The following is a 12,052-nucleotide window of genomic DNA, read 5'->3' on the forward strand; positions in this document are numbered from 1 at the left end:
TAATCGGCAAAGCCGCGTGTGGCGATTTTGCATAGCGGGCGCAGGCGAATCGCCACGCCCGTCCAGCATGTCCGATGCCGCGTAGGCCGCCAGGATCCCTGAGCGGAGTGCATGCACGATCCCGCGTGATGACAGTGGATCGGCACAGAACAGGCAGTCGCCCGCCGCGACCCAGCGGTCACCGGCGGCGGGATCGATCGTTGCGGTTCCCGCCGCCTTGATCATGCTGGCGGTCTCGATTGCGTTGGGCGGCACGAGCGGCGCGATGGACTGCGTTGCGGCTAAAGCGCGGTACCAATGTCCGGCTTTGCGCAGTTCGCTGCCCAGATCCGGATCGGTGAGGCACGCGCAAGTCGGCGCTGTACCACCAGCCTTCGGGACGCGCCTCGACGACCATGCTGCAATCGCCCGGTGCGCGGTCGAAAAAGCGTGTGTAGGCGGCAAGATGTCCGTGCATGGTGAGCTTGGCGCCGAAACATCGCGCCGGCCTCCAACTGCGACCGGTCGCCCAAACCACGTGCGCGGGCAACGATAGCTTCATCGGCCAGCTTGAGCAGCCAGCCTTGATCGTCGCGCACTGCCGAACCCACGGCCGAGCCAAACCGCGTGTCCACACCTGCCGCCTTGGCCGCCTGCACCATCAGCCGGTCGAATCGCGTCCGGTCGAGCTGCCAGCCGGCACCTTGAGCGGAAAACATGCCGTGCCGCTCGCTGGGAACTTCATTGGCCCACACCGAAACAAGCGCACGATTTTCAACGAAGCCGGCCTCGGCGAACGGTGTCCAGACACCAAGCTGACGCAGCAGCCCGTTCGCTACTGCCGGCAGCACCTCTCCCGGCTTTGGCCGATCATGCCTTCCTGCTTCCAGCAACAGCACGCTCCGCGCGGGTGCATCGTTGCCAACGCCAGTCCGGATGTGGTCGCCGCCGAACGTGATCGTCTCAGCGAGCTGGCGGGACAAAATGCCAACCTCAAGATAGCGTTGGCCCGGATCAGCGAGGCGGACTGAGGAAGACTTTAAATTCAAAAGGTGACACGCGGCAATAGTCGCGTGCCGCTGTAGCCCCAGGCTCCGCTTCACCGTGGGGACCGATCGGTCGCACTCTCAGCCTGGGGTTCTTCTCTGCCACCCATCATCGAATTTTGGTGGATTGTCCGTCTCCCGCACCGGTTTGAGCGCGATATACAAGAATTGCGTTTTCTGTGCCGGCCGGGCTTCAATGACGGGGATGGCGAAAAGCTGAGTGCTCGGGCTTACGGGCCGAGCTTGTCGGTCGCTCGATGGAAAGTGTCATCTGAGGCGCTTCCTCTCCCGCGTGCAACTGGAAGACACGCTCGTCCAGTTCCTTGTCCACTTCCGTCAGACGATGATTGAGGCGAAGGTAGTCCGTCCAGGTCGGCGTGCGGAACGTTTCCGTCCAATGCATAGGCTTCTGCAAGTTCCGCTGGAGCGTCCAATTCCGAGCACCGACCCGGCTGTGTACATGACGCCGCTGCCGCATGAGGTCGAGGAAAGCCTCGAGATTTCTCTCGGCTATCAGATATTCGACCTTGACCACGATCGGGCCGCTTCTCGGCTTCAGATTGAGAGCGACAGCCGGGGCATCGAATTCCTCCAGAGGATCGGGCTCGGAGTCGCGGCGCTCGCGAAGAGGAAACAGAACGCCGGCTGCAGCGACGAACATCAGGGAGGCAGCGGAACCCTCCAGCGCCAGGGCCAGCGAATGGTTTTCGGCCACCGTGCCCCACACCCAGCTGCCGAGCGCGATGCCACCATCTATCAAAGCATAGTAGATCGAGATGGTGCGCCCCACGACCCAGCGCGGGCTTGCCAGCTGCACGCTCACACCGACCCCTGACCAGGCGGTGACCCAACCCGCGCCGCCCAAAGCGAGTGCAATTGCCGCCACCCCGATCGAAGTTGTCAGTGCCAGGGAAAGTGAGCACGCCGCGCAGGCGACGCAGGAGAGCCTCATCAGCCGCTCCTGCGACAAGCTCCGTCTGAACAGGCTGTTGGAGAGGCCAGCGAAGACGGCTCCGGTCCCGAAGCCGGCCATGAGCGCGCCATAGGCGAGCGGGCCTCCTCCCAGCTGATCGCGGACAACCACCGGCAGCAGCGCGAGTATGGCGATGCTCGCCAAGCCAAAGAGGGTTCCGCGCGCGATCGCGGCCTTGATTTCCGATGACATCGCCGTGAAGCGCAGCCCGTCATAGATCGCCGTCCTCATCGACTCGCGTGGAAGAGGGGAAGAACGAACCTTCCACTTGCAGCGCCAAATAGTGGCCAAGGGTACGAAATAGGTGAGCGTGGTCACCGCGAATGCCGCCATAAGGCCAAACGAGGCAACTACAATGCCGCCGAGCGCCGGGCCCACAGTCCGGACGGTATTGAATCCAACAGAAAGCAGGGTGACGGCAGCGGGAATATCTCGTCGATCCACAATATCGCCAACCGACGCTTGCCAGGCCGGATCGTTGAGAGCACCGCCGCTTGCGATCAAGAAGCTGAAGCCGAGGATCATCCACGGACTGACAAAGCCCAGCGCCACCGATGCGGTCAGCATCGCGGAGGCAGTCACCATAAGGCACCGACCGGCGAACATCACCCTGCGCCGGCTGAAATTGTCGGCGAGAGCTCCGGCAAAAACGGACAAGACGAAAGCGGGCAGGTTCGATGAAGCCTGAACCAACGCAACCATCAGATCGGAAGTCGAGATCGTTGCCATCAGCCAGCTGATGGCGACAGTCTGCATCAACCAGCCGAGGCTTGAAACCTGCGTGGCGAGCCAGATCGAACGAAAGGTGGGCTGCAGAAGTGGCCCAAAGGTCGTTGGTGCAGCCAAATCTTCGTTTAATCCAGCCACCCTACTCATTTTGCGAACCTTTTCTTTCCGTTATTGTCGCTTCCCATGTAATCTAGGCTGAACCGTGGCGGCTTAAGAATAGATGGCCCATTTGCCTCCGACGATGTGGCCACAGTTCCTCCTGACCAGTTGTCAGGCGGCCGGGACGCAGAAATGGGCCGGCTCACTCGCCTTCGACGACATGTTGGTGAGCCGGAATTCACATGTCATTTGAGGCATCATGCTCGTTCGACGCGCTGCCGAGCGATTTTTCGCGAAACGTTACCCTGTTCATTTGTTGGAAACTCACTCATCAGCGGCGTTCGATGCTGAGTGTGGCTTCCGAAAAGTGAGGACGCTTGCAGATCTTTGACAGGATCAGTTCCCTGATAGATGCAGACGATTGCCAGGCCGCGATCGAAGACGCGCGCGCCCTGCTCCTTCAGTTCGGACAAAGTCGGATGCGCTCACACATGCGATCGACGAGTTTCTGCTCGACCTGATGACATTGGCTTTCATCGTCGAATGTTACGGACGCGGCTTTGAACTTTTGGCGCGAACGCTTGCCCGTAGAAGGCTGGCGAAGGTCAGACTGTTGTCGGGAGGGGTCGGCCGGGCAGAACGGGTTCCAAAGCCTGATGGCTGAACCGGCGATCGAGCCGCGTTCCAATTAACGACGTGGCGACCGCCAAAAAAAGGGCCATCGGAACACCGAGGTATGTAAAGTCAAAACCTTCAGAGGGGAACAGCTGATACGATGGAAAGGGAGGAAACCATCGCGTGCATCAGCTGTAAGCTTAATGGCTAAAAGTTGTGCAATGCGCAAACACACTTTGTGCAATGCAGCTATGCAGTAACACAAAGCCTCAAGTTGCAAGATCGAGTTTGGAAATGTTTGCTGCTCGTACGGTGATGGGCGAGATCCTTAAGCGTATGGACGGCGGCATGATGGACGCTTGCAAGCATCCAGACAAGATTATCACGAAGCTAAAATAAGAGGTTCGATCCAATCGGCGATGCTCAATAGCCGCGCCATTCTGGTTCAGCCGGCGTTACATCGCCTCGCCAAGTTGAGGATGTATTGGTCGCGAGCAGCCGCGCGCCAATTCGGAACCCACGACCATATGCAACGATTGGGCACTGTCCGAAGAAGGCCGAGAACGGTTGAAAGTGCGCTAGATGGAGATATTCTGAATTGGAACGGCGGCCTGGTTCATCGCCAAAGCGAGACATGGATGAAAAGCAGATCGCGCCCAATGCCTGATCCAACCATTGCAACGGAAGTCCCCTGGTCGGAAAGCCTAACCGCATATGATGACAAGCATTTCGAGCTCTATTTGAAGCTCATGGACGCTTGCGCCGACAGTGCCAGCGAAGAGGAGATGGCGCTGGATGTACTGGGTATCGATCCGGTCAAAGAGCCAATCCGCGCCCGTAAGGCCCTTCGCAGTCATCTCAAACGGGTGCTCTGGTTTATGCATGAGGGCCATAAGGAACTGCTTCCAAGCCGGCCGCCTCAATAACTGCGGCGCCGAACAAGGTTGCCCGAGAGATCAGGTGGCGCCCTCGGGGGATGCGAGGACACTTGAAAGCCGCAATCGGGTTATCATCTCCATACTGCGTGTGTTCGGCTCCGCACGGCAAGTGCCCTTGAGTCGAGGAGGAATGCACATGAAGAAGAAAGTTCATCTGGAAGCCTGCTGACCGATCCCTTGGGGCCCATAATCGGGTCCCAAGTTGTTCCCGACGAGCGTTGCGGGGGGCGGATGCAGGACCAGCCGGAAATCGATCCCGGGCGTGAAACGAAGTCAACAGGTGCGAGGTTCGGCCTGCTGGGTGTGGCTGTGTTGGCCGTAGGCGCCTTCATCTGGACCGGCTTCGGCGAAGGATCCAGCAGGGCACGTCCAACGTCGTTCGGACTGTCATCGACAAGAGCATGCAGCGCCTTGGGCTCGGGCAAGCCCCCAACGCTCTTACAGAGGGCGAGTGGTATCTCTCGGTGTACTACGGTCCCGACTTTACGGATGTCACCCCCGTCGGCCTGGGGCACCCCTTCGAGGTGACATTCACGTCGGCCCCGGATTTGTCTGGCACCTACGAGAACGTTGCAGGGAGCGGCTCGGTAAGCGGCTTTGAACGACCCGGTCAACTCGTAATGACCTACTCCGGAGCAGATGGGATGTCCCATGGAGTTGCCATTCTCCAAGACATTCAGACCCACCTTTCTTCCAACAACGTCCAGCATGATTACGTGGGAGCCGTTTTGGTCCACGCTTGCTACAAGGCGGACACCCAGCAGTGCGATGCCGCCAAATCGCAATATAAATTCTGCAGGGCGATTTTGTCGAAAAACAGGGAACCCGACAAGGATCCTTCCCTCAAGGGTTACCTCGACGAACCATGTTCGGCTTTTCAGAACGATCTTAAGCTGAAGCTTAGCCCGACGGCACAGCTTTAGGCACGAAGGCGCTCACCAGGGTCGCAGCTCAAAGAGAACGGCGCCCTTCGCGGGAGCCGTCCGTTCCGCATCCCGCCTGACGGCGGCGCGTTGCTGATGCTCCTACGGCCGCCCTGTTGAGCCGGTCTCAGGGCCACGGTCTTTCTCCTGCACCGATCTGACTTGGTCCCGCTGGCGGGCATTTCGGTGCTTCCGTTTTGTACGCTCTTCTTTCTTGGGCCGCATCGCGGCACGAATGCGCCGACATGGATGTGCCCGGTCTTATGTAGCAAACGCACCAACTTCCTGCACGACTTAAAGGGTGGGTTCCCATAAAATCCGGGGATGCCAAGAGTAGCGCCCATAGTCCGTTCAACCCGACACGAACACGCCATCAATATGCTGGTGGCGAAGCGATCCGAGATTTCCGGGGCGATCCGGTTCAAGGGTGCGGACCTGGCTCACCAGCTACAGCACATAGACGCGGTGCTGTTGATCCTTGGCTACAAGGGCGATCCGGCGCAGATCGTGCCGCTACGGCGTAGGCCAAGCCGATTCCGCAAGGGTGAGCTTTATAGTCTGATCTTGAAGCACGAAGCGGACGGCAGCGCGTCAAACCGCGAAACCGCAACGCGGATCGTCGGGGCGAAGGGATGGGATGCCGCGCTGGTTAAGCCGCTCATGAACAACATCAAGACGGCAAAGGGCTGGCGAAGGCGGAAGGCAGGGAACAGACAAGGCGGATTCCCATGCTGCGACGAACGTGGTAATTGATTCCTAACCGAGCTGCCCTATTATTAAAAAAGGCCCCGCGCGAACGGGGCCAAGGTTAATTTCACCGTTAACCAATCGGGGTCAGTTACTCGCGAATGGGTGCTGGCCCCGAACCCTTGACCAGATTGATGGCAGCTATGCAATCAAGCCGGTTATGGTAGCCTTCGCCAGCGTTGGCGATCTTGCGGTTGTTCCCCGCATAGAGTGTCCAACGGTATTGACCGTTCACGTCTCGATAGAGGTGGAAGTACATGTCTGATACGTCCTTTTCTGGTTCAGACAGCAGTTACAACCGGTACCTGTTCGAGTACCGGCACGAGGGCGCGGAATGGGGAATTGAGATCAAGGCGAGTTCGCCACAAGAGGCGAAAGAGCGCATCAAATCTCTCACTTGGGCTCGCTATAAGGGCGAAATCCAAGCGACTGTCCACATTCCGACCGGCGGACTACTTCGGAAAATTGTCCGCCGATTATTTGGGTAGCCAGTTCTAGCTATCGGCAACCAGCCGCGTTTGCATAAACCCTCACGCTACCTTCTCTGGGTTTCTCCCGAGCCTCCTTCGATATGGAAACGATCTTCCCCTCGTTCTTGGTTGGCGATAGGTGGACATCAAAATCCGTCCCCAAAGCCAGCAGAAAACGAAGTAGGCGCTCTATGGAAAAATCCTTGATCTTTCCTCTCAAAATGTTTGAGACCTTGGATTGGTCAGCTCCAATTATGGTCGCAACCTCGCGCTGGGTGTAATCTCGATCATTCACGATGCGAGTAAATTCAAGTGCCAGTTCGACCTTCAGTGTCTCCTCTGGGGTAAGTTCAATCCCCATATCACGGTAGACGTCACCTGAACTTTCAACGACCTTTTCATCTCCTCTACGTGTCACCATTTTGCTGCCTCTCGATCTTCCTCACGAAATACCTCTGATAATGCGCCTCGGCTTCTTTCAGCCTGCGGCGGATCAGGTTCATATCCGCACGTGGAGTCACACTGCCCACCTTAGATTTCTTCATAAAAGCGTGCAGGACATACACTGCCTCTTTGAAGCGAACGGTATAAACGGCTCTGTAGGCGTCACCATTATGGTTCAGGATTATCTCCGGCACTGATGCGCCGTTAAAACCCACCATCGGGACTGCGTAGCGAGATTTGCCGCCGTCCTGTGCAACTCTAAGTGCGAACACAACCTCCTGTTTTACTTCAATTGGGAACTGCTTCAGATCTTTCTCACTTGATGCGATATAGAGAACCTGCCTTGTCATTTAACGTCCCCGTTGTTCTATTTTTCAAAATTGCTTTCTTTATCATGTACGTGTCCCCTTACGTTTAATGGCGGCGAATCTGCCCCCGCACACAAACGCGAGAATATCTCGCGCTTCGCGTTTATGCCAGAACTAGCATATCGAAGTCAAGCGACGCTGCGCTGCCAATAGCCCGCCCATACGCGACTCACAGAATGATTGAGCGCGCCACCGAGCAAGGCGAAAGCGTTGCCGCCATTTGACCGGCGACGATGGTCTTCCAGCAATGCGGCATGGTTGGCGTACTGGTAGAGGTAGCGGTGCGAAACGTGGTGGTGCTGGCCGGCGACCATGCGGCGAAGGCGGCTGAAATAGCTTTCCACCACGTTCGTATGCTTGCCGTGGCCGTCGCTGTAGCTTGCCGAGTGGTTGATACGGGTCGAAGCGTAATCAGCCTCCAAAGCGTCCCAATGGCTCGCCTCGTCCGCAAACAGCTTGGTCCCGGCCAGCATGCGAGCGCGGGCGATCTCGACGCCTTCGGCTTCGCGTTGACGGATGAACGTCAAGGTGCGGCCAGCGCGCTCGCGCAGGGCGATCACAACGCGGCGGCGGTCTGACTGGTTCTCCTTCATGCGGCGGTCCTTGCGGTCCTCTACGCGGTTCTCATGGCGCACCACGCCGCCGAACAGTAAGCGCCGTCGATCTCGACTTCGCCTTGAAGGGTTTCGTTCTTGGTTTCAGCCGACAGGGCTTCGCGCAGCTTGTGAGCCAGCACGAAGGCGGTCTTGTATTGAACGTCCAGATCGCGGGAGAACTGGACCGCCGACATGCCCTTCGCGCCGTTGACGAACAGGCAGATCGCGGCCAACAGATCGACAAACGACAGCTTGCGCGAAGCGAAGATTGAGCCGGACGTGACGGAGAACTGCGCACCGCAAGCGGCGCACTTGAACTTGCGACGGGTCGGAATGTCGTAATGATCCAGGCATCCGCATTTCGGGCAAACCGGCTCGCCTTGCGTCGAAGCCCAGCGAAGGTGCTTGAACGTGTCGTAAGCCTTTTCCTCGCCACCCTTGTAAATCTCCTTGAGAGAGAGGGTGCGGCTTTCGGCGGAAAGGAGGAAATGTTGTGCCATGACGTACTGTTTCCGTTACCTATGTAACGTAGGTAGCGCGTTGACGTATCCCACACAAGGGCATATGTATCAAAAACGATACCTTTTCTAACAAAGGCGATACGTATGGCAGAAAAGACCGACTATGAAGCCCTAGCGGCAAACCTCCTGAAAGCCGAATTGAAGCGGAAAGGCGTCACCTATTCGCAGCTCGTTGAAAAGCTGAATGCGATTGGCGTTGACGAGAAAGAGGTAAACGTGCGGAATAAGCTCTCTCGGGGCAAATTCACGGCGGCGTTTCTACTTCAGTGTCTCAGCGCAATAGGTTCGCAGACGTTGCACTTGGCCTAGTCATTGGCCTTGGGATTGCGCTTTTGTTCGTCGTCTGGACCGTTCCGGGGTTTCGTGATCCAGCCGATAGCAAGAATCGACAGCAACACACCGAACAGACAAACGGCGGGAACCAGAAGCCAGTCGAGCCGCCCGGCTTCTGGAAAACCTACACTACGCCGTCTGACACGTACGCACAGTGGGTCGCAGCGTTCTCCGCTCTCTTCAGCGTAGGCGTTAGCACTTGGGCCGTGTGGCTGGTCAGAAGCACCCTTGAATTGAACCGGCAAGCAACCGCCGCCGCCGTCGAGGCCAACCAGCTTTCCCGCCAAACGTTCATTGCTGACCAAAGGGCTTGGATCGAAATAGAAGGAATTGAGATTGTTTCCCCGCTTAAGTGGGACCGCGAAAAGAGGCAGGGGAAAATGGCGGTCAGGTTCACCGTCAAAAATATCGGCAGAACGTTGGCCAAAGGCGTATGGATAACTGCCAAATTTGTGGCTTTTCACGACCGCCGGGATACTCTTCTGACCGAAATGTATGCCCAGAGTAAGCATATGTCGAAGAACCTCGGGGCCAGCATTTTCCCCGGCAAAAGCACCTACCAAGTCCACCATATTACTATCGAGAAATCCATAACGGACGCCATTTCGGCGAATTTCCAGCGAGACGTCTGGGAAGAGAAGACGCCAACGCCATTGCGTTTGGCAATCTGCGTCCATTATTGGCTGGTCGTATCCGATGAGCGCCATCAAACCGGGGGTGTTATCGACCTTGTCAGAGCGGACATGCCGGGCAACATGGGCTACGGCCCCGGATACGGGGACACACCGGCGGACGAACTTCGTTTCCAAAAGGGAATCGACGGGGACTTCAACGCCGATTGAACCGCAGAGCGCCGCTCCCAGGAAAGCGCCAATCATCAACATGGCGCACCTACCCGCCCATCGGGTTTGGTGCGTTTGCTACATAAGACCGCACAAGTGCATCCCCATGCCTGACTGGCAGTGCGCTTCGCCGCAGGAAGAGTCCCGTTACTTTCCCGGCCTGGCAGGGCAGCTTGTCTCGGCGCCGCTGAATTCCGATCTGCAAAGCGGCCTCATCCCGTCACGCCCTGTGAAAAAAGGGCAGGAGGGCTACGGCTTCCATTTCAGCGTCAGCCGCTGAACGCTTGAGCCGGCTCTACGGCTATTCGGCTGGGGTTTTCCGAAGCTTTTCTAACACAAAGAGCTTGCCCTGGCGCACGGCGTACTCGATTGATTGCGCCTTCGCCAGATGTGCCGCAATCGAGCTGGCCAGCATGCAGCCCGTCCCGCGCATCGATGCGGCAAGACGCGGCGTGTCAAAGCGGACTGGTTCGTGATCGGGGCGCAACAGAATATCGGTTGATTGCGGTCCCGTTGCATGGCCGCCCTTGATCAGCAGAGCCCGCGCGCCGGCCGCCAGCAATTCTTGGCCTTGCCACACTACGCCGTCCTCATCCACTGCCCGCTCCGAGCCAACAAGGAGTGCCAGCTCGAAGAGATTGGGGGTGACCAGACGGCAAAATGGCATCAGATCCCATTTCAGGGCGGCGATGGCGCCGGCTTCCAGGAGCGCCCGGCCTGACGTCGACGCCAGCACCGGGTCGAGCACTGCCGGGACCTGCGGATTTTCGCGCAGCACTCCGGCAACCGCAATGACGATCTCGACCGTGGCGAGCATCCCGATCTTGATGGCCGCCACTTTGTTGGCCTGCAACCCCGCACGCATCTGACCGGCCACCAGACCGGGTTGCATAGAGTGGATTTCCATGACCGCATGGTGCGTCTGCACCGTTAGCGCGGTGACAGCAAGGCAGGTGCGCACGCCAATGGAAGAGATCGTCTCGATATCCCGTGCTATTCCGGCTCCGCCGCTGGAGTCCGAACCGCCGACCACGAGCACATGCGGTTCCCGCCCTAGCGCCATGGCTTTGTCTTTTCGATCCATTGCCGCGTGCGCGCTTCGGGATCGGCATTCAACGTGATGTCGGTCACCACTGCCGCGCTGTCTGCGCCAACCTCGAAAACGCCGTCGAGCCGATCAGGGTTGAGGCCGCCAACGGCGACCAACGGGATCGGCGCGACCCGGCGCTTCCATTCGCCGATCCGTTCGAGCCCTTGCGGCGCCCACTTCATCTTCTTCAGGATGGTGGGATAGATGGGGCCGAGTGCGATATAGTCGGGCTCGGCAGCGATGGCCGTTTCCAGTTCGAGATGATCGTGCGTGGAAAGCCCGAGCTTCAATCCGGCGTACTTAATCGCCAGCAGGTCGGCCGCGGCCAAATCCTCTTGGCCGAGATGGACAAAGTCGCAGCCTTCCTCAATTGCGAGCCGCCAATAGTCGTTGACGATCAGTTGGCAACCATGGACCGCGCAGACGCCGTTCGCGCGGCGGATTTCCGTCCGCAGCGTGGCCTCGTCCCTATCCTTGATGCGCAGCTGCACCAGCTTGACGCCGAGCGGCACCAGCCGTTCGATGCAGGCAGCGCTGTCGACGATCAGGTAGAAGGGATCGAGCTTCATGAAAATACTGCCCTGCCGATGGTCGGTGTCGATGGCATGGCGACGTCGCGCGGTTCGAGCATTCCCGAGCTGAAAGCTTCACGACCGGCCTCGACCGCCTTGCCGAACGCGCGCGCCATGCCGACCGGATCGACCGCCTTGGCAACCGCGGTGTTCAGGAGAACGGCATCAAAGCCGAGTTCCATGACAGTCGCCGCGTGTGACGGCCGCCCAAGCCCTGCATCCACAATCAGAGGTACCTCAGGGAAATGTGCGCGCATCGAGCGCAGCGCCGGAATGTTGACCGGCCCGAGGGCGGAACCGATCGGTGCACACCAGGGCATCAAGACCTTGCAGCCCGCCTCCAGCAGCCGCTCGGCGACGACAAGGTCATCTGTGGTATAGGGGAATACAGCAAAACCGTCCTCGCACAGGATGCGGGCGGCTTCGACCAGACCGAAAACATCCGGCTGCAGCGTGTCATGGTTGCCGATCACTTCGAGCTTGATCCAGCTCGTGCCGAAGACTTCTCGCGCCATCTTCGCGGTCGTGACAGCTTCCTTGACGGAGTGGCAGCCAGCAGTGTTGGGCAGGATTTTGACGCCGAGCGATCGGATCAACGACCAGAATTTTTCGCCGGCCCTGCCGCCTGCCATCTCACGGCGCAACGAGACGGTCACCACCGCCGTGCCCGATGCCCTGACCGCATCGGCAAGGATGGCCGGCGAAGGATATTGAGCCGTGCCGAGAAGCAGTCGGGAGGGAAGCGTCGTTCCAAGAAGGTCGAACAT

Annotated in this window: 16 protein-coding genes and 1 pseudogene; 7 read left to right on the forward strand and 10 right to left on the reverse strand. The window is 58.6% G+C overall.

What is annotated here, in order from left to right; all coding sequences use genetic code 11:
* Positions 1-281: 281 nt before the first annotated feature.
* From NLY36_RS21585 to NLY36_RS21595, 3 genes are all read right to left on the reverse strand, one after another.
* On the reverse strand, positions 282-962 hold the full coding sequence (locus tag NLY36_RS21585) for an NAD(P)/FAD-dependent oxidoreductase (protein ID WP_156933279.1): 681 nt from the start codon (positions 960-962) through the stop codon (positions 282-284).
* A 256-nt stretch (positions 963-1,218) separates the two neighbouring features.
* A complete protein-coding gene (locus NLY36_RS21590; protein ID WP_031249454.1) occupies positions 1,219-2,874 on the reverse strand; it encodes an MFS transporter in 1,656 nt (551 codons plus the stop codon).
* A gap of 209 nt (positions 2,875-3,083) precedes the next feature.
* The gene (locus NLY36_RS21595; RefSeq protein ID WP_156933278.1) at positions 3,084-3,299 is read right to left on the reverse strand and encodes a hypothetical protein; all 216 of its coding nucleotides are present in this window, start codon (positions 3,297-3,299) and stop codon (positions 3,084-3,086) included.
* Between the two features lie 501 nt (positions 3,300-3,800).
* Here NLY36_RS21595 and NLY36_RS31640 point away from each other — a divergent pair.
* From NLY36_RS31640 to NLY36_RS21610, 3 genes are all read left to right on the forward strand, one after another.
* A complete protein-coding gene (locus NLY36_RS31640; protein WP_348524918.1) occupies positions 3,801-4,367 on the forward strand; it encodes a hypothetical protein in 567 nt (188 codons plus the stop codon).
* Between the two features lie 413 nt (positions 4,368-4,780).
* The gene (locus NLY36_RS21605) at positions 4,781-5,302 is read left to right on the forward strand and encodes a hypothetical protein (protein WP_023737090.1); all 522 of its coding nucleotides are present in this window, start codon (positions 4,781-4,783) and stop codon (positions 5,300-5,302) included.
* 378 nt (positions 5,303-5,680) lie between these two features.
* Positions 5,681-6,055, forward strand: a complete 375-nt coding sequence (locus tag NLY36_RS21610; RefSeq protein ID WP_023737089.1) for a hypothetical protein — start codon at positions 5,681-5,683, stop codon at positions 6,053-6,055.
* Positions 6,056-6,140: 85 nt separating this feature from the next.
* On the opposite strand, the gene NLY36_RS21615 is transcribed toward NLY36_RS21610, so the two are convergent.
* Complete coding sequence (locus NLY36_RS21615; protein WP_084026288.1) at positions 6,141-6,308, reverse strand: YegP family protein; 168 nt, start codon at positions 6,306-6,308, stop codon at positions 6,141-6,143.
* Here NLY36_RS21615 and NLY36_RS21620 point away from each other — a divergent pair.
* Positions 6,307-6,537, forward strand: coding sequence for a VOC family protein (locus tag NLY36_RS21620; protein WP_084026287.1), 231 nt, complete (start codon positions 6,307-6,309; stop codon positions 6,535-6,537). The genes NLY36_RS21615 and NLY36_RS21620 overlap by 2 nt on opposite strands.
* Positions 6,538-6,547: 10 nt before the next feature.
* Here the strand turns inward: NLY36_RS21620 and NLY36_RS21625 are convergent, their stop codons facing one another.
* From NLY36_RS21625 to NLY36_RS21635, 3 genes and pseudogenes are all read right to left on the reverse strand, one after another.
* A complete protein-coding gene (locus NLY36_RS21625) occupies positions 6,548-6,940 on the reverse strand; it encodes a helix-turn-helix domain-containing protein (protein ID WP_023737088.1) in 393 nt (130 codons plus the stop codon).
* On the reverse strand, positions 6,927-7,313 hold the full coding sequence (locus tag NLY36_RS21630) for a type II toxin-antitoxin system RelE/ParE family toxin (RefSeq protein ID WP_023737087.1): 387 nt from the start codon (positions 7,311-7,313) through the stop codon (positions 6,927-6,929). The genes NLY36_RS21625 and NLY36_RS21630 overlap by 14 nt, the downstream gene beginning before the upstream one ends.
* Before the next feature lie 146 nt (positions 7,314-7,459).
* Positions 7,460-8,427 (reverse strand): annotated as a pseudogene (locus NLY36_RS21635) (IS1595 family transposase).
* Between the two features lie 105 nt (positions 8,428-8,532).
* Here NLY36_RS21635 and NLY36_RS21640 point away from each other — a divergent pair.
* The 3 genes from NLY36_RS21640 (at position 8,533) to NLY36_RS21650 (ending at position 9,903) form a co-directional block, all read left to right on the forward strand.
* Positions 8,533-8,757 carry a DUF6471 domain-containing protein gene (locus NLY36_RS21640; protein ID WP_023737086.1) on the forward strand — a complete coding sequence of 75 codons (225 nt, stop codon included), beginning with the start codon at positions 8,533-8,535 and terminating at the stop codon, positions 8,755-8,757.
* A 23-nt stretch (positions 8,758-8,780) separates the two neighbouring features.
* A complete protein-coding gene (locus NLY36_RS21645) occupies positions 8,781-9,623 on the forward strand; it encodes a hypothetical protein (protein WP_023737085.1) in 843 nt (280 codons plus the stop codon).
* A gap of 106 nt (positions 9,624-9,729) precedes the next feature.
* A complete protein-coding gene (locus NLY36_RS21650; RefSeq protein WP_023737084.1) occupies positions 9,730-9,903 on the forward strand; it encodes a hypothetical protein in 174 nt (57 codons plus the stop codon).
* A 21-nt stretch (positions 9,904-9,924) separates the two neighbouring features.
* On the opposite strand, the gene NLY36_RS21655 is transcribed toward NLY36_RS21650, so the two are convergent.
* Genes NLY36_RS21655 through NLY36_RS21665 form a run of 3 tightly spaced genes read right to left on the reverse strand, consistent with a single transcriptional unit; the run spans position 9,925 to position 12,052 of the window.
* Positions 9,925-10,686, reverse strand: coding sequence for a hydroxymethylpyrimidine/phosphomethylpyrimidine kinase (locus NLY36_RS21655; protein ID WP_023737083.1), 762 nt, complete (start codon positions 10,684-10,686; stop codon positions 9,925-9,927).
* A complete protein-coding gene (locus tag NLY36_RS21660; RefSeq protein WP_023737082.1) occupies positions 10,677-11,282 on the reverse strand; it encodes a thiamine phosphate synthase in 606 nt (201 codons plus the stop codon). Before NLY36_RS21660 ends, NLY36_RS21655 begins: the two co-directional genes overlap by 10 nt.
* Positions 11,279-12,052 carry a thiazole synthase gene (locus NLY36_RS21665; RefSeq protein ID WP_023737081.1) on the reverse strand — a complete coding sequence of 258 codons (774 nt, stop codon included), beginning with the start codon at positions 12,050-12,052 and terminating at the stop codon, positions 11,279-11,281. Before NLY36_RS21665 ends, NLY36_RS21660 begins: the two co-directional genes overlap by 4 nt.

The sequence above is a fragment of the Mesorhizobium sp. C399B genome (genome assembly GCF_030323185.1).
Lineage (GTDB): Bacteria > Pseudomonadota > Alphaproteobacteria > Rhizobiales > Rhizobiaceae > Mesorhizobium.

What these genes read in the sequence shown, in the direction of transcription:
- NLY36_RS21590 (WP_031249454.1), bottom strand. Translation starts at nt 2,874, where the DNA reads ATGAGTAGGGTGGCTGGATTAAACGAAGATTTGGCTGCACCAACGACC.
- NLY36_RS21605 (WP_023737090.1), top strand. Translation starts at nt 4,781, where the DNA reads ATGCAGCGCCTTGGGCTCGGGCAAGCCCCCAACGCTCTTACAGAGGGC.
- NLY36_RS21610 (WP_023737089.1), top strand. Translation starts at nt 5,681, where the DNA reads ATGCTGGTGGCGAAGCGATCCGAGATTTCCGGGGCGATCCGGTTCAAG.
- NLY36_RS21620 (WP_084026287.1), top strand. Translation starts at nt 6,307, where the DNA reads ATGTCTGATACGTCCTTTTCTGGTTCAGACAGCAGTTACAACCGGTAC.
- NLY36_RS21615 (WP_084026288.1), bottom strand. Translation starts at nt 6,308, where the DNA reads ATGTACTTCCACCTCTATCGAGACGTGAACGGTCAATACCGTTGGACA.
- NLY36_RS21625 (WP_023737088.1), bottom strand. Translation starts at nt 6,940, where the DNA reads ATGGTGACACGTAGAGGAGATGAAAAGGTCGTTGAAAGTTCAGGTGAC.
- NLY36_RS21630 (WP_023737087.1), bottom strand. Translation starts at nt 7,313, where the DNA reads ATGACAAGGCAGGTTCTCTATATCGCATCAAGTGAGAAAGATCTGAAG.
- NLY36_RS21640 (WP_023737086.1), top strand. Translation starts at nt 8,533, where the DNA reads ATGGCAGAAAAGACCGACTATGAAGCCCTAGCGGCAAACCTCCTGAAA.
- NLY36_RS21650 (WP_023737084.1), top strand. Translation starts at nt 9,730, where the DNA reads ATGCCTGACTGGCAGTGCGCTTCGCCGCAGGAAGAGTCCCGTTACTTT.
- NLY36_RS21655 (WP_023737083.1), bottom strand. Translation starts at nt 10,686, where the DNA reads ATGGCGCTAGGGCGGGAACCGCATGTGCTCGTGGTCGGCGGTTCGGAC.
- NLY36_RS21660 (WP_023737082.1), bottom strand. Translation starts at nt 11,282, where the DNA reads ATGAAGCTCGATCCCTTCTACCTGATCGTCGACAGCGCTGCCTGCATC.
- NLY36_RS21665 (WP_023737081.1), bottom strand. Translation starts at nt 12,052, where the DNA reads ATGTTCGACCTTCTTGGAACGACGCTTCCCTCCCGACTGCTTCTCGGC.